Source organism: Sorangium sp. So ce1335 (assembly GCF_051521615.1).
GTDB lineage: Bacteria > Myxococcota_A > Polyangia > Polyangiales > Polyangiaceae > Sorangium.
On sequence record NZ_CP150363.1, the window covers coordinates 4,139,047 to 4,157,831 of the forward strand.

The window sequence follows — 18,785 nt, forward strand, 5'->3', positions numbered from 1 at the left end:
GGCAGCGCTTTCACGGGTGCGCGCCCGGTCCGCCCGTATGACGGAGCTTGCGCTCATCCTCAGCGGCGGCCTGATCGGGCTCGCCTTTGCGGCCTACCTCGCTCGCTGGGTCGTCGGCCGCCCCGCGGTCGAGCCCGAGATGCAGCGCGTCGCCGCGCTCATCCAGGGGGTCGCCGAGGCGTATTTTCGCCGCCAGAGCAGCGTGATCGGCGCGGTCTCCGCGATGCTCGGCGGCGCCATCTTTCTCGCGTACGGCCTCCTCCGGCGCGCGGGGGAGAAGAACCCGGTGCCCGCGCTGGAGCTCGGGGTCTGGCTGACGCTCTCGTTCGCGGTCGGGGCCGCCAGCGCGGTCGCGACGGGCCGCGTCGCCACCTGGATCGCGCCCCGCACCAGCGTGCGCGCCGCGAGCGGCGCCCGCCGCTCGCTCGATCTCGCCCTGCAGATCGCCCTCCGGGGCGGGGCCGTTTCGGGGCTCTTCGCCGCGAGCCTGAGCCTGCTCGGCCTCGGCGGCCTCTTCGCCGCGGTCCTCGCGTTCCGGGGCGGCTTCGGGGCCGAGCCGGCCGAGGCGCTCGCGCTCGCGCCGACGATCCCCTGGGTCATCGCCGGCTACCCGCTCGGGGCCTCGTTCGCCGCGCTGATGGCGCAGCTCGGCGGCGGCACGTTCTCGAAGGCGGCCGACCTCGGCGCGGACCTCGCCGGCGCCGAGGTCGGGCTCGACGAGGACGACCAGCAGAACCCGGCCACGATCGTCGACCTGGCGGGCGATACGGTCGGCGACTGTGCCGGGCGCGCGGCCGGCGTCTTCGCCTCGACCGTCACGGAGAACGCGGGCGCCATGGTGGTCGGCGCGATGCTCTTCCGTAACAACGCCGGCCTCCCGAGCGCCCTCGCCGTCGTGCTCTTTCCGCTGGTCAGCCGCGCCTTCGGCCTCCTCGCGACGCTCTTCGGCGTGATGGTCGTCAAGACCGACGACCGGGAGGACGCCTTCAACGCCCTCGTCCGGGGGCTCTACGTCACGGCCATCCTCCACGCCGTCGGCATCGCCGGGGCCGCCAAGTGGCTGCTCGGCGCCCACTGGGTCGTCTTCTTCGCCTGCGGCGTCATCGGCATCGTCGCCGGCGTCTGCGTGCTCCACGTCACGCAGTACTACACCGAGCAGCGGCATCGCCCGGTGCGCGAGCTCGCCGAGGCGGCCCGCAGCGGCTCCGCGATGGCCGTGCTCCGCGGGCTCGCCATCGGCCTGGAGAGCTCGGTGCTCCCGCTCCTCGTGGTCGTCGGCGCGACCTTCGGCTCCTACCTGCTCGGCGCCCGCTCGGGCCTCGCCGGGGGAGGCCTGTTCGGCACCGCGGTCGCCACGATGGGGATGCTGGGCACCGCCGGCTACGTCCTCGCCATCGACGCGTTCGGCTCCATCGTGGACAACGCGGGCGGCATCGTGGCCCTGACGGTGGCCCGCGACCGCCCGGACGTGCGAGGCCGTACGCTCGTGCTGGACGCGGTCGGCAACACGACAAAGGCGCTCACGAAGGCATACACGGCCGGGGTGGCGGCGCTCGCCTCGCTGCTGCTCGTCGCCGGCTACCTCGACGAGTCCCGGCGGCGCGCGATGGCGTCGAGCGCGCCGGGCAGCGGGGAGACGGTCTCCATGGTCGTGCGCCTCGATCGGCCCGAGGTGTACCTCGGCGCGCTGGTCGGGATTCTCCTGGTTTTCTGGCTGGCCGGGCGCTGTATCCGCAACGTGCTCCAGGCCGGCCGCCGCGTGCTCGACGAGGTGAGGCGCCAGGCCCGGGCCCGTCCGCCGGGCTTCGTCGGTGACCACGAGCCCTGCGTCGAGATGGTCTCTCGGGCGGCGCTACGTCACATGATCGCACCAGCCCTCGTGTCGGCGGCGGTGCCGGTCGTCGTGGGACTTGCCTTGCGCTTTGCAAGGACGGAAGATAATCCTCTGGTCGCGGCGGATTCAGTCGCCGCCCTGATCATGGCCGGGACGGTCGCAGGCGTCCTCGGATCGCTCTTCTTGGGGAATACCGGGGCGATCTGGGACAATGCGAGGCAGTACATCGCGACCGGCGCGCACGGCGGGCGCTACCTTGTCGACGAGACAGGGGCCCGGGCGGACAACCCCACCTACGGCGCCGCCGTCGTTGGCGACACGATCGGCGATCCTCTCAAGGATGTGGCCGGTCCTGCGATCCACGTGCTCATCAAGATGCTTCCCGCCGTGATCATCGTGTTCTTACCGTTCTTCATCTGATGCCGGTTCTTCATCCAGCGGGATCCGCCAGGGGTCCCGTCCACCCGATCCATCCCGGCGAATTGCCGCCGCACCTGTATCCCGAGCCCACGACGTGCCGCCTCCGATCTCCGACGCACTCTCCACCCTCAGCGATCGTGGCCTGCGAAGGCTCCTTGGCGCCCGCACCTTTCTCCGCGGGCTGGAGTACTTCCGCCGCCGCGTCGTCGAGGACATCTCCATCAACGAGACGATGGCGAGCGGCACCGTCCGCGCCGCCGACTCCGAGCCGTATCCGGTCAAGGTGGAGCTCTCGCCCGATGGCATCCAGTCCCAGTGTTCCTGCCCGGCATTCCAGAAGGCCGGACAGCATTGCAAGCACGTCGCGGCGCTGCTCATCAGCATTCGCGACCAGGCGCGCGGCGCGCAGCCCCGGCGCGAGCCGCCGATCCCTGCGCTCGTCCCCCAGACCGCCCATGCCGGCGGTGACGCCCTGAAGCGCGTGCGCCGTCGCGACCGCCGCGGGCGGCTGGCGATCACGCCGCCGGTGCCTGTCCCCACCGTGGTCGGCACGCACGGGCCGCCGGGCTCCGCCGTCGCCGCCCTGACGGCGCCGGTCCTGGACGCCACGGCCAAGCAGACCGGGATCGGCGCATGGCTCCCGCCCGAGGGCGTCACCGGCGCCCGCCGCGTGGAGTTCCGCCTCCACGTGCGGCAGGGCGCGCTGACCGTCACCGTCCTCGACGCCGAGGCGCGCGTCCCGGTGCTGCCCTCCGCGGCGCTCGCCTGGCAGGCGCTCTATCCGACGCCCGATCGCGACGCGCTCCGGCTGCTCGCCCGGTTCGAGAGCGGCAACCCGCGCCACCCCGCCGTCGACATCCGCGGCGAGGACGTCGCCGAGCTGCTCCCGCTGCTGGAGGGCCAGCGCGTGCTCCTCGAGCCGGCGCTCATGCAGCTCCGCTTCGGCGAGGACAGCCTTCGGCCGCGCTTCGACCTCGAGACCGTCGGCGGCGACACGATCATCGTCAAGGCGAGCTTCGAGCGGGGGAACGACAAGCGCCGCTTCTCCCTGCTGCAGGGCGGGTGGTTCGAGGGCTGGCCGGGCTGGCACGTCGACACGCAGGAGGGCATCGCGCGCCGCATCGACAAGCGCGTCTCCCCCGCGGCCATGCGCCGCCTGCTCCGCTCGCCGACCATCGGCGAGCCGATGAGCGAGCTGCCCCGCATCATCATGCAGGGCCTCCCCAAGATCGCGCTCGAGGTCGGCGCGGAGCTGCCCGACCTGAACCAGATCGCCGAGGTCGTCGACCTCGTACCCACCTTCCGCATGCGCGCGGGCGGCTCGCTCATCGAGGCGCGCGTCACGCTGTTCGCCGCGTACGGCGACGCGGAGGTCGCGGTGCGCGCCGACGGCATCTCGCCCCCGGTGCTCGTGCAGCCGCCCGAGGAGGGGATGAAGCGCGCCCGCTGCATCCGCGTGGACATCGCCGCGCAGCAGGATGCGGCGGGCAAGCTGCTCGCCCTCGGGCTCAAGCCGGACGAGACGGGCCAGGGCTTCATCGCGAACGGTGACCAGGCGCTCACCTTCTGGACCGAGGGCCTCGCCGAGCTCCCCGACGACTGGGATCTCTTCGTCCCCGAGGATCTCGTCGACACGCAGGTGCGCAGCAGGCCGATCGGCGTGTTCGCCAAGGTCACCTCGGGGATGGACTGGCTGAACGTCAAGCTCAGCTTCGAGAGCGAGGGTGTCGGCGTCGACCGCGACGAGCTGCGCCGCTGCCTGGCCGAGGGCAAGCGCTACGTCCGCCTCGAGGACGGGTCGTTCGCCGCGTTCGACCCCGACGCCGTGCGCGCGATGCTCGATCGCGAGGTCGAGCTGATGATGAGCGCCGGCAAGAACGGCCGGCTGCCGCTCGCGCAGGCCGGGCGGGTGCACGAGCTGCTCCAGCACGCGAGCGGATCGAACGTGACCGCCTCCGCGCGCGAGCTCTTCCACAAGCTCAGCAACATCGACGAGATCGGCAGCACGAAGCGGCCCCGGAACCTGAAGGCGACGCTGCGCCCCTACCAGGAGGCCGGCCTGTCGTGGCTCAAGTTCATCCACGACATCGGCTCGGGCGGCGTGCTCGCCGACGACATGGGCCTCGGCAAGACGGTCCAGACGATCGCCCTCCTGCTCGCCGTCAAGCAGGAGGAGAAGCACCTGCGCGCGCTGATCGTCGCCCCCACGAGCGTCGTGACGAACTGGGAGCGCGAGCTCGCCCGGTTCGCGCCGTCGCTCTCGGTCGCCCTGTGGCACGGCGCCGACCGCAAGGACCAGATCGACGAGGTGAAGGCCGCCGAGGTCGTCATCACGAGCTACGCGCTGCTCCGCCGCGACGAGGATTTCCTCGCGCAGCTCGACCTGACCTACGCGATCCTCGACGAGGCGCAGCACATCAAGAACCCGATGAGCGCCACCGCGGCCGCGGCCAAGCGGCTCCGCGCGAAGCGCCGGCTCGCCCTCACGGGCACGCCCATCGAGAACCGGCTCTCGGAGATCTGGTCGATCTTCGACTTCGTCTCGCCGGGTCTGCTCGGCTCGCTCGACAAGTTCGAGGCGCGCTTCTCGCGGCCGATCGAGGCGGGCGACTACAAGACCGCGCAGCGGCTCCGCGCCGTGATCCACCCGTTCATCCTGCGGCGCACGAAGCAGGAGGTCGCCAAGGATCTGCCGGAGAAGATCGAGATGGATCAGATCTGCGATCTCACCGGCGAGCAGCGGGCGCTCTACCTGCAGGTCGCGCGCGAGGTGCGGGCGCAGGTCCTCGGGGAGGTCGAGCGCGTCGGCCTCGCGAAGAGCCAGCTCCAGATCCTCGCCGGCCTCACGCGGCTCCGGCAGGCGGCCTGCGATCCGCGGCTGCTCGGCCTGCCGCGCGAGTTCGGCGACGACGACTCGGGCAAGCTGGTCGCGGTCCGCGAGCTCATCTCGAACGCGGTCGAGGGCGGTCACAAGGTCCTCGTCTTCAGCCAGTTCGTGATGATGCTGAAGCTCATCGAGCGGGCGATGAAGGAGGACGGCGTCGCCTACGAGTACCTCGACGGCTCCACGAAGGATCGGGCGGAGCGCGTCGAGCGCTTCCAGAACGATCCGAGCGTGCCGGTCTTCCTCATCAGCCTCAAGGCGGGCGGCACAGGCCTGAACCTCACCGCTGCCGACACGGTGATCCACTTCGATCCGTGGTGGAACCCCGCTGTCGAGCAGCAGGCCACCGACCGCGCCCACCGCATCGGGCAGACCAAGGTGGTGACCGCCTACCGCCTCATCGCCGCGGGCACGATCGAGGAGAAGATCTTGCTGCTCAAGGCGAAGAAGCGCGAGCTCGTCGCCTCCGTCCTCAGCGAGGACGCCGGCGGCGCCAAGAAGCTCACGAAGGCCGACCTCGAAGAGCTGTTCGCGGTGGACTGACCGCCCGAGCGACGGCGCGCGCCGGGGGAGCGCGCCGATCGCGGGGCGCTCCAGGGCCGAACGGAACGACCGAGCGTGTCCGCCCACGAGGCCCGCGCCGGTCGAGCGGCGCGCGCCCCGCGCACGGGCCGCGCCGGTGGCGCAGCGCGTCCCTGGCGAGCGGCGGCGCGCTGCTGCTGATGTGGGTCGAGGTGGGAGACCCCGGCGGTCGCCGGCGGGGCAGGGGAGCGGCTACTGCTTGTTGCCGCTCAGCACCATCAGGTGGTACTTGCCGAACTCGCTCTGCCCGAGGGTGAACAGGACCTCGATCAGCAGGCGGTACGGCGTCGTCGCGTCGGCCACGATGATCGCCTCCGACGACGATGGATCGAGCCCCTTGGCGGCCCGGATCGCCTTGTCCGTCTCGCGCGCATGGGAAAGGGCGTTCGCGAGCGGCACGATGTAGAGGTCGTTGGGCCCGCTGCGCTTGTATTTCGCGTCGACGCCGGACTGCGCGAGCTGCTCCCGGTTCGGCAGCACGACGATCGGGGTCGGATCCTCACCCACGAGGATCTGCGACTTCGAGACGATGACGACCACGCCCTCCTGGGAGGGCTCGGACTGCATCACCGACTTCGGCAGGGTGAGGTCCTTGGACTGCGGGATGGATGCCGCCGACGATCCCACGCTCTTCAGCAAGAAGACGAGGATGATCGTCATCAGGTCGAGCATCGCGGTGATGTTCAGGAAGTCGATCTCGGGCTCGCGCCGGTTCCGGCGGATCGCCTTCCGGAGGGCCGCCTTGTAGCGGACGATGCTGGCCTTCGGCCGCGGCGCGGGGGGCTGTTCGGCGCTCATCGGGCCACTCCGAAGTGGACCTCCGGGAACAGCTCTTCCCCGCCGTCGCTCCTCAGCGCGTCCATCACGTCGATGATCGTCTTGTAGTCGATGCCCGGGTTCGCCGTGATCGTCACCTGCGTCTCCTCTTTGAACTCGGGGCGGGCGTTCTTGAGGCGCTTCGCGCACGCCGTGAGGGCGGGAAAGTCATGGCTGTCGTTCGCCGTCTTCGGCACCGTGACCCCGCTGCCCACGTCCTGACAGCCGGTCGCGATGTTGCCGCTCGACGTCTTCAGCGAGATCCCCTGGCTGGTGATGAACGCGGAGAGGTTCAGCGCCTTGCTGGAGAGCTCGCTGCGCACCTTGCCTCCGCCGATGGACGGCGGCGTCGTGTCGATGGACGACACGAATGTCACCGAGACGCTGGCGAGCACGAAGATGAGGATGTTCGTGATGATGTCGAGATACGGAACGACGTTGAGCTCGCCGGCCTCCTCCCCGGCGTCGGGCTCCTTGGGCTGCGAGAGGCGCCGGATCTTCGATCGCTGCGCCGAGCTGAGCGGGACGTCTTGCGGGTCCGCCATGGGCTAGTACCCAGGCTTGCTGCTGATCGTGAGCAGGTTGAAGACGCGCTCCGTCGTCGCCTCAAGATCGTGCTGGATGTTCTTGGAGCGGGTGTGGAGCAGGACGTGCGCGATCATGCACACGACGGCGATGGCGAGGCCGAACGCCGTGTTGTACATGGCCTCAGCGATGCCGTTCGAGAGCATCCGCTGCTTGTCGGCCTGGGAGAGGCCCTGGGCGGCGATGGAGGCGAACGTGTTGATCAGACCCGAGACCGTCCCGATGAGGCCGATCAGCGTCGCGATGTTCGCGAGCGACCAGAGGGCGCCGATGCGCTTCTCCACGGCGGGCTTGAGCTCGGACAGCTTCTCGCTGAGGGCGGCGTCGATCTCGTCGGCCCCCTTGTTCGCGTGGGTGAGGCCGGCCTTCACGAGCTGCAGGATCGGGTAATCGCTGGCGTCGCAGAGCTTGATGGCGCGGTCGATGTTGCCGGCAGCCACCAGCTTCTTGACCTGCGCGAAGAACTCCTTCGAGTTCACGCGGTAGCGGCCGAGCTGGAACGCGGTTCGCTCGATGATGATCGTCACCACGACCGCCGAGACGACCAGGTTCGCGATCAGGAAGGTCGGATTGTGTTTGATGGCCTCCCACATCCCACCTTCGCCACCACCCTCGGCCGCCAACATCAGCAGATGACGCATCCTCGAAGTCCCTTTCTCAGCGTCGTCAGAAGCCCGACAATCTCTAGGCGCGGCGACTATAACTGCCGCCCGATCCCGGGTGCAAGCTCGGCGATGCGCCAAGGCCCGGCGGCAACTTGCCGGGATCGACGGAGATCTCCGACAGAACCCGCGTGCGCCGCGGCGATCCAGCGCAGGGAGCGATGAGGCCGCGCCGGACGTCCCCCGGCGTCGGGGTACGGAACGCCCTGAGTCGCGCCCGCCGGCGCCGCCCGGCCGCCATGGCTCGCCGTCCCCGCGTCCGGTCGCCCGCCGTGCGAGCGGGCTCCCTGGTCGGGTGATGCCGCTCGCAGTGCCGCAGTGCGCTGCCGCCTCGAGGGTCGCACGGCCGGCGCCGCGCCTCATGGAAGCCGGGGGCCCCGCCCTGGGTCCGCCCGCTCCGCGGGCCGAGGGCGCGGCGCATAACCCTGCGATTGTTGTAAAGTTTTGCCCGCATCAGAGCGCTCACGTGTGGCCAAATCTCTCTTGACGGCGCCGGGTCTCAATCGCGAAGATGCGCGAGTCCCCCGGGCGCATCCGCGTAGCTTGGCCACGACAGGGCGGCACGCTCCAGGGTGAACGGGGGGGGAGCCGCGCCCGGAACCATGACGGCCTCCGGCGTGACGACGAAGTCAGTCTTGGACGACAGGTGAGAGAGCTGGGACGGCGCCGGGCGTCGGGACCAGGAGACACGATCAGGACTCTTGCAGAGGCCAGCGCCGCTCGGTTAGCGTCCCGTGCGCATCTCGCCAGAGAGCGACAGGAGCACGCCGTCCACGGCCAGCGTCGCCAAGCGAACGGGCCTCTCATCCGTTGTTACGTGTGAGCGAAAGACTGCCGCCCCTCGGCAAAATGAGTCTGACATAGGGAAACGGTCGAGTTGCGCGATACCTCATCCCGGGGACGCGAGGCGAACTGGAGGACAGAAGCAATGCACGGAGCATACGAAGCTTTCAAAGAGGGTGGGTGGGCCATGTGGCCCATCCTGTTCTGGTCGATCATCGAGATCGGCATCATTGTCGAGCGCTCCCTCTACCTGTTCGGCTCGTCGATCAACAAGGATGTGTTCCTCGCCACCATGCAGAAGTGCATCCTGGCGGGTGACGTTGCCAAGGCCGTGAAGATGTGTTCGGCGGCGAATGCCCCGCTCGCCCGCATCGTCCAGGCCGGCCTCGTCAAGGTGAACCGCCCCGACGAGGAGGTCCAGGCGGCGATGGACGAGGCGGCGCTCCGCGAGCTGCCGAAGATCTCCGCGCGCACCTCGTACCTCGCGCTTCTCGCGAACCTCGCGATGCTCTCCGGCCTGCTCGGGACGGTGCTCGGCCTCATCAAGTCGTTCGGCTCCGTCGCCGGCGAGTCGGTCGACCCGAGCCAGAAGGCCCGCGTGCTCGCGGCCGGTATCTCCGAGGCGATGAACTGCACGGCCTTCGGCCTCGGCGTCGCCATCATCGGCCTCATCGGCTTCGCCGTGCTGAACGGCAAGACGCAGCACATCGAGGACGACATCAACGAGGCGTCGGTGCAGATCCTGAACCTCGTCGTCGCGAACCGCCAGAAGGTCAACGTCGCAGCGGTCGGTCAGGCGGCAGCCTGATGGTCCTCGGCGGGCCCAGGACGTCGAGCGCCCCTCCCGTGCGCTTTCGCCTGGGCCCGCTCTCTCGCCTCGAAGCCCCGGCTGGCGCCTCGCGCGCCGCCGGGGCCCCGGGAACTTCGGAAGGGCGACGAAGTCAGACCCAGCATGGTGGCCCTCCGCGAGCAGCGGGCAGGGCGTCCCCCGGAACAACTTGGACAGGTGAGCTCGGGCTCACATTTGGGAAGGCATTATGGGCGGCGTAGACGTCGGCGATGGCGGCAAAAAACGGTCGACGAACACCGAGATCAACATGATCCCGTTCATCGACCTGCTGATGGTCACGATTGCATTCCTGTTGATCACGGCGGTCTGGGTCACCAATTCGCGCATGAACGCGGACGCTCAGGTCCCTGGCCCACCGGATCCGAACAAGGAGCTGACCCCTCAGACGCCGGAGAAGGTGCTCAACCTGCACATCGGCGAGACCGAGTTCGGGCTCGTGTGGAAGCAGGGCGCGACGGTTGTCAACGAGATCAAGGTCCCGAAGACGCAGGTCGAGGTCGGCGACGCGTCCTCGAAGATCGTCCGCTACCCCGAGCTGGCGAAGCGGATCGAGGAGGAGTGGAAGACGCACGGTGGCCACCGGGACCCGAGCGACAAGAAGCTCGACCAGGCCATCCTCCACACCGACAACCGCACGCCCTTCAAGGAGATCATCGCGGTGCTCGACGCGCTCTACGCGCCGAAGCGCGAGATGCGGCTGCCCGAGGGGAACAAGCAGGTCCCCGTCTTCAACATGACGTTCTCGGTCCGCTGAGGCAGGAGCGCACATGGACAGGTTCAGCACAAAGCGCCACAAGAACCCGCACGCCCACGTGATTCACAAGCCGGGCCGCCGGCTGATGAAGGGGGTGCCGCTCCGGTTCGTGTGGAACAAGGTGTCAGGTCACGGGGCTCGCAGCCCGAGCGCGTCGCTCAACCTCGTGAGCTTCATCGACTTCCTCGTCGTGACGGTGATCTTCCTCCTGATGTCCTTCTCGGCATCGGGTGAGATCGCCGTCGACAAGAACGTCAGGCTCCCGAAGGCCGAGAACGTCGAGGACGTCATCGACGCGCCGATGGTCGCGGTCAACGGCAACCAGATCCTCGTCGACGGCGCCCTCGCCGGGTCGACCCGCGCGATCGAGGAGCTCGGGCGCCTCCAGAAGATCGACGAGCTCTTCAACCTGCTCAAGAACAAGCGCGAGCTGTGGAAGCAGGTGCAGCCGAACAAGCCGTTCCCGGGCGTGTGCATCCTCCAGGTCGATCAGAACGTGCCCGCGCTTGTCGTGAAGAGCGTGTTCCAGACCGCGGCCTTCGCCGGTTACCCGAACGTCAGCTTCATGGTCAGCAAGCTGCCGAAGTCGCAATAGTCCCCCGCTTCTTGACCTATCGAGCAGAGAAGGACGGGGCGCGCCGGGCGATGCCTGGCGGCCCCGGCGTCACCATCGAACGTGGTGGCTCCAGCGGCGCGCTCGGCGCGGCCTTCGCTCTACGCTGCCCGTGTGGAGGAGGCTGTCCTGCCCGCGCGACCGGGCTGGGGCCTCCTGCGCGGAGCCTCTCCTATGTCCTCTGAACAGCCGCCCCGCGAACGCGGCTTGCCCTCGGTCCACAAGGCGCGGGAGGCGCGCGCCAGTCTGCGCATGCCCCCGGCGAAGTTCTGGGGTTACACGGCGCTCATCCTCGCGGTCTCGGCGATCCTGCACTGGAAGTGGTCCCAGGGGCAGATCGAGAGCGCGCGCCAGAAGCTGATGGCGCGCCAGCGCGCCGTCGCCGTGGAGCTCGGTCCGCGCTGGTTCCCGATGCGCGAGCGCGTGGAGGGCTGGACCCTGGAGCTGGCGCGGGGCGCCGCCGCCGACCTCGTGGATCACGAGGCGCTGAAATCGTGGAATTTTCGTGAGCTTGCGGGCATTTACCTGCGGCTCCGGGTGGACGAGGCGACGAGCGTCGAGGCCGTGCGGAAGAACGCGCAGCAGTCGCTCCGCGACGCGTTCACGGCGTGCCTGTTGCGGGTGCCGAACCCGAACCCGCTGGCGGGCGCGGAGTGCAAGCGCACGCGGGATTGCCCCGCGGGCGAGTACTGCAACGAGGCGGAGCGCTGCTCCCGGCCGGCGCAGCCGTTCAACCTGCGCGTCGCGTACAGGACGATGCACGTGCTCTCGGACGAGTGGGTGCGCGACACGCAGGACGCTTCGAGCGAGCTCCGCCTGCGGCTCCTCGAGTCGAGCTTCGACGACACGATGCGAGACGACGTGCCGCTCGCGGCGGAGCTCCTCACGCGGGCGCAGTATTACCTCCTCGTGCTCGACGAGCCTGCCGAGGGCGCGACGACGACCGAGGCGCTGCTCGCGGCGCCGCACATGGCGCGCGTCGGCGTCTGGCGGCTGTCGGACGGCAAGCCGATCCTGCGCGTGCGCCGCGAGGCGAGCGCCAACCTCATCGGCGGAACGCCGACCGTCGAGTCGGACGTGCTCGCGGCGCGGCAGCGGCAGGCGAACAGCTGCGCGCTGGCGCTCGCGGTGCGCGAGGCGATGGGCGACACGACCGCGGCCATCGCCGAGCCGCAGTGACGGGGCGCGAGGGCGCGGCGTGACCGGCCGCGCCGCGGGCGGCGCGCGCCGCTCGCGGTGGTGATCAGCGCGGGCGCGCGTCGCAGGCGAAGTCCCGCGCGACGACGTGCACGTCGGTGAGGTTGTGACCGGTCGGCCCGAGCTCGACGCGCGTGCCGAGGGTGCGGTGAACGGCGGCATCGTCGCAGCGCGCGAGCGCCGCCTCGATCGCGCGGGCGTCCATCGCGGCCGCTGCCGCGCGGGCGACGACGGCGCCCGCTGCGCCGGAGCTGCCGTCGGCGCCGTCGGAGGCCGCGCAGAGGAGGGCTACGTCCGGCGGCAGGTCGCGCAGCGCGGCGAGCGCGATCCACCCCGCGCGGCCGCCGGCGCCGCGCCGCGCCGGCAGCGCGATCGTCGGCTCGCACGGGATCACGATCGCTTCCCCGGGGGCGAGGGCGCGCGCGAGCGCGAGTCGACGCTCCACCATCGCGCGCGCGTCGCCGTCCTCGGCCGGGACGGCGACGGCGCGGAGCCCTGTCCGAGCCGCGAGAGCGGCGGCGACGCGCTCGGCGAGCCGCTCCGGATCCGCGAGCGTGCGCGTCTCCACGAGCGGCGCATCCGCTGGCTTCAGCGACTCGCTGAGCGCGAGCGCGAGCCGCGCGTGCTGCGGGGCCCAGCGCTCGAGCGCGGCGCGCGCGTCCTCCACGCGCGTCGGATCCGGGACGGTGGGGCCCGAGCTGATGTCGTGAGGTAGCCCGCCGACGACGTCGCTCATGAGCAATGTCAGCACGCGCGCCGGCGCGGCCGCGGCCGCGAGCCGCCCGCCCTTGATCTGAGAGAGATGGCGACGGACGAGGTTGACCACCTGGATCGGGGCGCCTCCTTCGAGGAGCGCCGCCACGAGGGCCTGCTTCTCGGCGAGCGGCACGCCCGGCGGCGGCGCCGCGAGCAGCGCGGAGGCGCCGCCCGAGATGAGCGCCAGCAGCCGATCGTCCGGCCCGAGCGCGGCCGCGATCGCGAGCGCCGCTGCGGCCGCGTCCGCGCTGCGGCTGTCGGGGATCGGGTGCGCCGCGCGCATCACGCGCAGCGGGCGCAGCGCCGCTCCCTCCGGGTCGCTCGTCGCTGCCTGCAGATCGCGCGCGGGGGGCGCGGGCGCCGCGACGGTGACGGCGAGCCCTCCGGCGATCCTGTCTCCCCAGGCGCGGAGCGCGCCCCGCGCCATCCCGAGCGACGCCTTCCCCGCCGCGATGACGAACACGCGGCCGCTCGGCGCGCCGGCGTCGTCGAGCGCGCGCTCGACGAGCCCTGCGGGATCGAGCTCCGCGAGCCCGGCGCGCAGCGCGTCCACCAGCGCCGCGCGGAGCCCGTCGAGCGGCGCGCTCACGGGCTCCTCGCCCCCGCCGCGTTGCTCCTCGACGCCACCGCGGCGGGGGCGCGGCCCCGGGCGTAGGAACGATCGCCCGCGTCCACGATGTGAACGCGGAGGAGGTGGTGCCAGCTCAGCGTGACCGACACGAGCGCCCGCTGCGCGTCGCGCGCGCGCTCGGCGCCGGCGAGCTCCGTCCCTCGCCAGCGGAGCGCGCCGCGCACGCCGAGGAACGGGCCCGTGGCGTCTCCCAGGAGCGGCACGTCGAGCGACAGCGACAGCTCGAGCCCCGGCTCCGCGGCGAGGCCGGCGCCTGGCGGCGCCTCCCAGAACGAGCCCACGCCGAGCGCCACCGAGTCGAGGAAGAGGTCGAGCCGGGGCGGCCCGCGCTCGAGATCGCTCGCGTACCGGGCGAGGAAGAGCGGCTGGAGGAAGACGCCGCCCGCGATCGAGCGCGCGACGGGCGTCCCCTCGGCGCCGAGCGCGTCGGTGTAGTGCGCGTACAGCCCGGCGGTCTGCAGGTAGACCGCGGCGGCGCGCGCGCAGAGCGCCGGGCCGCCCGCCGCGAGCGAGGCGCCCGCGCCCGCGCGCAGCTCGAGATCGCCGTCCAGCCGGCCGTAGGCGCCGTCGTTCTCCGCGCGCGCCGTGGACACCCCCGCGAGCGCCGCGACCGCTGCGGCGCCGGCGAGCGCCGCAGCGCGGGCGCGGCGCCGGCGCGCGGGCTCGGACGATCCCGGGGCTGCTCTTCTCGAGATGATCATCAGCGTATCAGCGCCTCCCGCACAGCGTCCCGCAGCTCGGGCGCGAAGAGAATCCGGGTGCGCGTCATGGTCTCGTTGCGCAGCCGGTCCAGCAAGAAGGACACCTCCGCGGGGCGCCGCGGGCGTCCTCTCGGATAAACCACCTGGAGCGACTCGTCCTCCGCGTAGGGCGTGTCCTCGGCGATGTCGACGCCGACGTACACATCCGGGTCGAGCCCGGCGCCCTGCGCGATCGCGCGCACGGTCTCCAGCGCCTCGCCGCGCCGCGCGTCGTGCTCGGCCGGGCCTTCGCCGGGCTCGGGGAACAGCTCGAGCGCCTTGAAGAGCGAGCGCACGCGCAGGCGCCGGGCGAGATCGGAGAGCACCGGATCGGGCGCCTCCTCCCAGGCGTGGATGGCCCCGAGCAGGACCTGATCGTCGAGCTCGATGTACTCCCCGAGCGTGGGCATCTCGCCGGAGGCCATCGCGGCGACCGCGGCGGGCACCTCCGGGATCCGGTCGCCCTCGGCGAGCCGGGCGACGACACGCCGGAGGATGGCGCCGATCATCCACTCCGCGCTCCGCGTCGTCTTGTGGAAGTAGACCTGCTGGAACATGAAGTAGCGCGCGAGGAGGAACGACTCGATCGCGCTCATCCCCTTGGTCCCGTCGATCGCGAGCGAGGGCGCAGGTGGGGCGGACGCGGCGCCTCCGCCGGGCATCTCCACCTGGACGTCGCTGAACCTGAGGCTACGCAGCAGCCATGGCAGGTCGTACTCGCCGTAACGGACGCCCGTCGCGTGCGCGTCGCGCAGCAGGTAGTCACAGCGATCGACGTCGAACGTCCCGCTCACGGCCTTCGCGAGGTAAGGCAGCTCGTGCCGCCCGCCGATGAGGTCGGCGACCCGCTGCGGCAGGTAGGGATCCTGGCGCACGAGCACCTGGTGCACGTCCGAGGAGGGATCGAGCAGGATGCGCTCGGTCCATCGCTCGTGGTGGAGGGCTCCCGGCATCGCTTCCTCGAAGAGGTGCGACAGCGGGCCATGGCCGAGATCATGCAGGAACGCTGCGGCGATCGCGTCCCGCGCGCGGTCGCTGGTGACCCTTTGCCAGAACGGGAGGTCGCGATCGATCTGGCGGAATCTCGCGATGAGGAGGCGCATCACGTGGGCGGCGCCGAGCGCGTGCGCGAAGCGGGTGTGCTCGGCGCCGGGGAAGGCGAGCGACGTCAGCCCGAGCTGACGGATCCGCCGCAGCCGCTGGACCTCGCGGGCGCCGAGCAGGCGCGGGACGATGGCCGCCTCGCCGCTCTCGAATTCGATGAGGCCGTGGACCGGATCGCGCAGGATCAAGAGGGGTCTCCCCCGGGCCGCTTGGGCGCAGCGGGCGCCGGGTCACTCAGGAATCGCCTGAGGGGGGTGAACCGCGGGTGTGCGCGCCTTCTGGAGGACTGGTCGCTTCGAGCGTGCGGTGTGGAGCTTCGGGCGTGCGGCGTGGAGCACGGCATGATGCGCCTCGACGGGGGCCGGAAATCAGGGAGGTGTGCGACGTTCCCACGCGAGCGCACGGGAAGGCAAGCGCGGCTCGTCGCGGAGCGTCCCGCGTGAGCGATCTGGCGGTCCCGGTCGGCGCTTGCCAGCGACGACGCCGGCCGCACGACATGCCGGCGCCGCGACCGCGTCGCACGACGGGAGTCCCCGCAGCGGGAGCGGGGGAGAGCCTGCGCGCTGCGGCGGGATCCTGCGGGTGGACCTCGCGTGACAAACATCAATGGCCAGCGGGAACGATGTGCGCAACACCGAGCGCCAGACCGAGCGTGAAGACGAACGCGACGATGAGCGTGACGCCGGAACGTGAAGAACTATGAAGACGAACGCCGCGACGGACGGCGCACGATGGCCGCGGTGCGCACGATGCCCACGATGCAACGACGCTCAATGCGTCCTGGCGCGCGTCGCGCACCCCATCACGGCGAACGCGCCGCTCCACGCCGGCCATGCGGGCTCCTGGCGAGCGCGTACGAGCGCATGCGTGTACGACGGGACGTGTGCGGGGCGGCGTGACACGAGACGTCGAGATGGCCGAGGTGCGTGCAACGCCGACGCGTGGCGCCGACGCGTGATGCCTGTGCGTGACGGCGGCATGTAACAGCGACGTGTGACGTGTAACGACGAGACGCGCGAGGCGTGAGGCGTGCAAGAACAAACAGGAACAGCGCGACGACGCCAGCGAGCGAAAATGCAAACGGGGAAGGAAAGTGCTCGATTTCTTGAAGCTGGACGAGCATCCTGGTGTACGTTAGGAGGCTGGCTATTCCGCTGGTTCACGTCGGTCATTGGATATCCAGGAGATAGGTCGAGAACATGACCACGACCAACGGACGACAGTCGGGGCGGGGACTCCCCGCAGATGAGGAGCTAGGTCGGGTGACGCGCGAATCGGGAGGCATGGCGAGCAGTGACGAGGCTGAGCTCGACGAGTCGCCGAGGCGGCTCGACGCCATCCTCCGCGCGCTTCCAGAGTCGGAGCTCAAGGGCCTCATCACGCGGATGGGGATCCGCATCGACGCCGCGAAGCGCATCGACGCGCCGTCTCAGGCGGCGCGCGCGCTGGTCGGCCTCCCCGACGTGCGCGACCCGTCGCGGCTCCCGACAGCCAGCCGCGAGCTGCTCCACCGCATCGCCGAGGCGGGCGGCGTGCTCGTGGTCCCGTCGCTCCCGGCCGGGCTCGAGCCGCTGATCGCCCGCGGCGTCGTCTACGCGCGCAAGACCGATGAGGGCATCGAGCTCGTGCTCCCCGCGGCGTTCCTCGTCCAGCTCAAGAGCTGGGAGAGCGAGGACCCGCGGGCGATCCGGGCGCTCCTGGCGCAGGCGCCCTTCGAGACGATGAGCGCGATCGCGACGCACTACCTCGGCCGCCCGGCCACGCCGCCCATCGCGCTGTCGCTCGAGGTCGCGTGGGAGACGCTGAGCGATCCGGAGCGGCTGCGCGACGAGATCGACCGCCTCGCGCCCGTCGAGCGCCGCCTGCTCGAGGCGATCGAGTCGGTCGGCGGCGAGGTCGACACGCAGGAGCTGCTCGATCTCGAGCGGGAGCCGATGCGCCTCCGCAGCGCGAGCGGGGTGACGGCGAGCCGCCGCGGGGCGGGCTTCGCGCTCGAGCGCCGCGCGTTCCTCATCCCGATCCACCCGAACCGGCACGTCGTGCCGACCGAGGTGGCCGCCATCGTCGGCGCGGACCGCCGCCGGATGCGCGAGAAGCGGCGGGAGCAGATCCGCTCGTTCGTCCTCGAGGAGGACCACGCGCCGCGGCGCGCGCGCTTCGCGTCGGATCCGGGGATGCTCGCGCTGGCGCTCGCGTACTGCGTGCGCGAGCCGGGCAGCGACGTCCGCCCCGGCGTCGGCACGCCGCGGTCGCTGCTCGTCCGGCTCGCGCAGCGCTTCGGTCGCGACGTCGAGAGCGTCGCGCTCGTCGCCGCGCTGTCGCGCGCGGTCGGGCTCTGGGACGCGTCGTCCGCCTCGCCGGCCACGCCGCCCGGCTCGCTCCAGGTGCAGGAGCTGACGCCGCTCCTGTTCACCACATGGCGCCGCGGCGGCGCGTGGGACGAGGCGCGTGCCGAGCGGGAGGTGCTCCGGGTCGCCTCGGACAACCGCGACGCGAGCCCGATCAGCGCGCTGCGCGAGATGGTGCTCGACGCCCTGCACGACCTCGGCGAAGGCCGCTGGGTCCCATGGCAGTCGCTGCAGGGCTACCTCGCCGCCGACGAGCGCATCGCCGGGGTCGAGCGGCTGGTCCGTCGCTGGGCCGAGCGCGCCTCGGTGGAGGCCCCGGAGATCCCCGAGATCACGCGGCGGATCGCGCTGGAGTCGCTGCCCGCCCTCGGGATCATCGATCTCGGCGGGGCCGAGGACGCGGCCAGCGCGGAGCTGGCGCTCCGGCTGACGCCGCGCGGGCGAGCGCTCCTCGCCGGCTCTGCGCCGAGCTCGGACAACACGAAGAGCAAGTTCGTGGAGGCCCACGCCCTGCGCGTCGGCACCGGCGCCAAGGTCTCGGCCGTGCTCGGGCTCTCGGCGTTCGCAGAGATCGGCCGCGTCGGCGATCAGGTCGATCTCCTGCTCACGCCGCCCTCGATCGCGCGCGCCCTCTCCGTCGGCCTCGACAGCGACGCCCTGCGCGCGCGCATCGAGGCGGTCGCGCCGCTGCCGGACACCATCTCGCGCATGCTCATCCAGGCGAGCGTGGTCATCGGCAAGGCGAGCTTCGTCGGCGCCTCGGGCTTCCTCTGGATCGAGGACCCCGAGATCCGCGAGCTGCTCCGCACCCGCAGGCCGGCCGCCGAGATGTTCGTCGACCCGTCGCCCCCCTCGGGGCTGCTGATCGAGGCAGGGGTCGATCTGGAGCGGCTCATCCGACGCTGTCGGGCGCTCGGCGTCGAGATCGAGGCCGACCTCGGCAACCTCAAGGCGACGCGGCAGACGCCGGCGCACGGCACGGAGGGTCCGCACCGGACCTCCTCGACGTCGAGCATGCGCCGCTCCAGGACCCCGCCGGCGCGCACCCGCTGAGCCCGCTGTCAACCAGCAAGGCACGGGCGCGGGGCCGGGCCTGAGGAGCAGTCCGGGGGCGCTGGCTCCAGCGGACCGGTGAGGCGCGCCGAGCGAGAGGCCCCGCCGACGTCGGCGGCAGGTGCAGCGACGACGGTGCGCCAAGGCCGCAGGCCGGCGTCAAGCCGCGCCCG

Annotated in this window: 14 protein-coding genes; 7 read left to right on the forward strand and 7 right to left on the reverse strand. The window is 71.4% G+C overall.

Annotated features, from left to right (window positions below; translation table 11 throughout):
• Positions 1-37: 37 nt before the first annotated feature.
• Positions 38-2,254 carry a sodium-translocating pyrophosphatase gene (locus WMF24_RS15300; protein WP_437737141.1) on the forward strand — a complete coding sequence of 739 codons (2,217 nt, stop codon included), beginning with the start codon at positions 38-40 and terminating at the stop codon, positions 2,252-2,254.
• A 94-nt stretch (positions 2,255-2,348) separates the two neighbouring features.
• On the forward strand, positions 2,349-5,681 hold the full coding sequence (locus WMF24_RS15305) for an SNF2-related protein (RefSeq protein ID WP_437737142.1): 3,333 nt from the start codon (positions 2,349-2,351) through the stop codon (positions 5,679-5,681).
• A 231-nt stretch (positions 5,682-5,912) separates the two neighbouring features.
• Here WMF24_RS15305 and WMF24_RS15310 read toward each other — a convergent pair whose 3' ends face one another.
• The 3 genes from WMF24_RS15310 to WMF24_RS15320 are packed head-to-tail and all read right to left on the reverse strand — an operon-like array spanning position 5,913 to position 7,762.
• A complete protein-coding gene (locus WMF24_RS15310; protein WP_437737143.1) occupies positions 5,913-6,518 on the reverse strand; it encodes an ExbD/TolR family protein in 606 nt (201 codons plus the stop codon).
• Positions 6,515-7,081 carry an ExbD/TolR family protein gene (locus tag WMF24_RS15315; RefSeq protein ID WP_437737144.1) on the reverse strand — a complete coding sequence of 189 codons (567 nt, stop codon included), beginning with the start codon at positions 7,079-7,081 and terminating at the stop codon, positions 6,515-6,517. The genes WMF24_RS15310 and WMF24_RS15315 overlap by 4 nt, the downstream gene beginning before the upstream one ends.
• A gap of 3 nt (positions 7,082-7,084) precedes the next feature.
• Positions 7,085-7,762 carry a MotA/TolQ/ExbB proton channel family protein gene (locus WMF24_RS15320; protein ID WP_061617270.1) on the reverse strand — a complete coding sequence of 226 codons (678 nt, stop codon included), beginning with the start codon at positions 7,760-7,762 and terminating at the stop codon, positions 7,085-7,087.
• Positions 7,763-8,753: 991 nt separating this feature from the next.
• On the opposite strand from WMF24_RS15320, the gene WMF24_RS15325 reads away from it, so the two are divergent.
• The 4 genes from WMF24_RS15325 (at position 8,754) to WMF24_RS15340 (ending at position 11,962) form a co-directional block, all read left to right on the forward strand.
• Complete coding sequence (locus WMF24_RS15325) at positions 8,754-9,374, forward strand: MotA/TolQ/ExbB proton channel family protein (RefSeq protein WP_437737145.1); 621 nt, start codon at positions 8,754-8,756, stop codon at positions 9,372-9,374.
• Between the two features lie 229 nt (positions 9,375-9,603).
• Entirely contained in the window at positions 9,604-10,170 is a 567-nt protein-coding gene (locus WMF24_RS15330; protein WP_437737146.1) for a biopolymer transporter ExbD, read from the forward strand.
• A 13-nt stretch (positions 10,171-10,183) separates the two neighbouring features.
• Entirely contained in the window at positions 10,184-10,765 is a 582-nt protein-coding gene (locus tag WMF24_RS15335) for an ExbD/TolR family protein (RefSeq protein ID WP_437737147.1), read from the forward strand.
• 192 nt (positions 10,766-10,957) lie between these two features.
• Positions 10,958-11,962, forward strand: a complete 1,005-nt coding sequence (locus tag WMF24_RS15340) for a hypothetical protein (RefSeq protein ID WP_437737148.1) — start codon at positions 10,958-10,960, stop codon at positions 11,960-11,962.
• A gap of 64 nt (positions 11,963-12,026) precedes the next feature.
• Here the strand turns inward: WMF24_RS15340 and WMF24_RS15345 are convergent, their stop codons facing one another.
• The 4 genes from WMF24_RS15345 to WMF24_RS15360 form a co-directional block, all read right to left on the reverse strand.
• The gene (locus WMF24_RS15345) at positions 12,027-13,325 is read right to left on the reverse strand and encodes a DUF4147 domain-containing protein (protein WP_437737149.1); all 1,299 of its coding nucleotides are present in this window, start codon (positions 13,323-13,325) and stop codon (positions 12,027-12,029) included.
• Complete coding sequence (locus tag WMF24_RS15350; protein WP_437737150.1) at positions 13,322-14,068, reverse strand: hypothetical protein; 747 nt, start codon at positions 14,066-14,068, stop codon at positions 13,322-13,324. The genes WMF24_RS15345 and WMF24_RS15350 overlap by 4 nt, the downstream gene beginning before the upstream one ends.
• Positions 14,068-15,399 carry an HD domain-containing protein gene (locus tag WMF24_RS15355; protein ID WP_437737151.1) on the reverse strand — a complete coding sequence of 444 codons (1,332 nt, stop codon included), beginning with the start codon at positions 15,397-15,399 and terminating at the stop codon, positions 14,068-14,070. Before WMF24_RS15355 ends, WMF24_RS15350 begins: the two co-directional genes overlap by 1 nt.
• 415 nt (positions 15,400-15,814) lie before the next feature.
• Complete coding sequence (locus WMF24_RS15360) at positions 15,815-16,045, reverse strand: hypothetical protein (protein ID WP_437737152.1); 231 nt, start codon at positions 16,043-16,045, stop codon at positions 15,815-15,817.
• 428 nt (positions 16,046-16,473) lie between these two features.
• On the opposite strand from WMF24_RS15360, the gene WMF24_RS15365 reads away from it, so the two are divergent.
• Complete coding sequence (locus WMF24_RS15365) at positions 16,474-18,612, forward strand: hypothetical protein (protein ID WP_437737153.1); 2,139 nt, start codon at positions 16,474-16,476, stop codon at positions 18,610-18,612.
• Positions 18,613-18,785 lie beyond the last annotated feature (173 nt).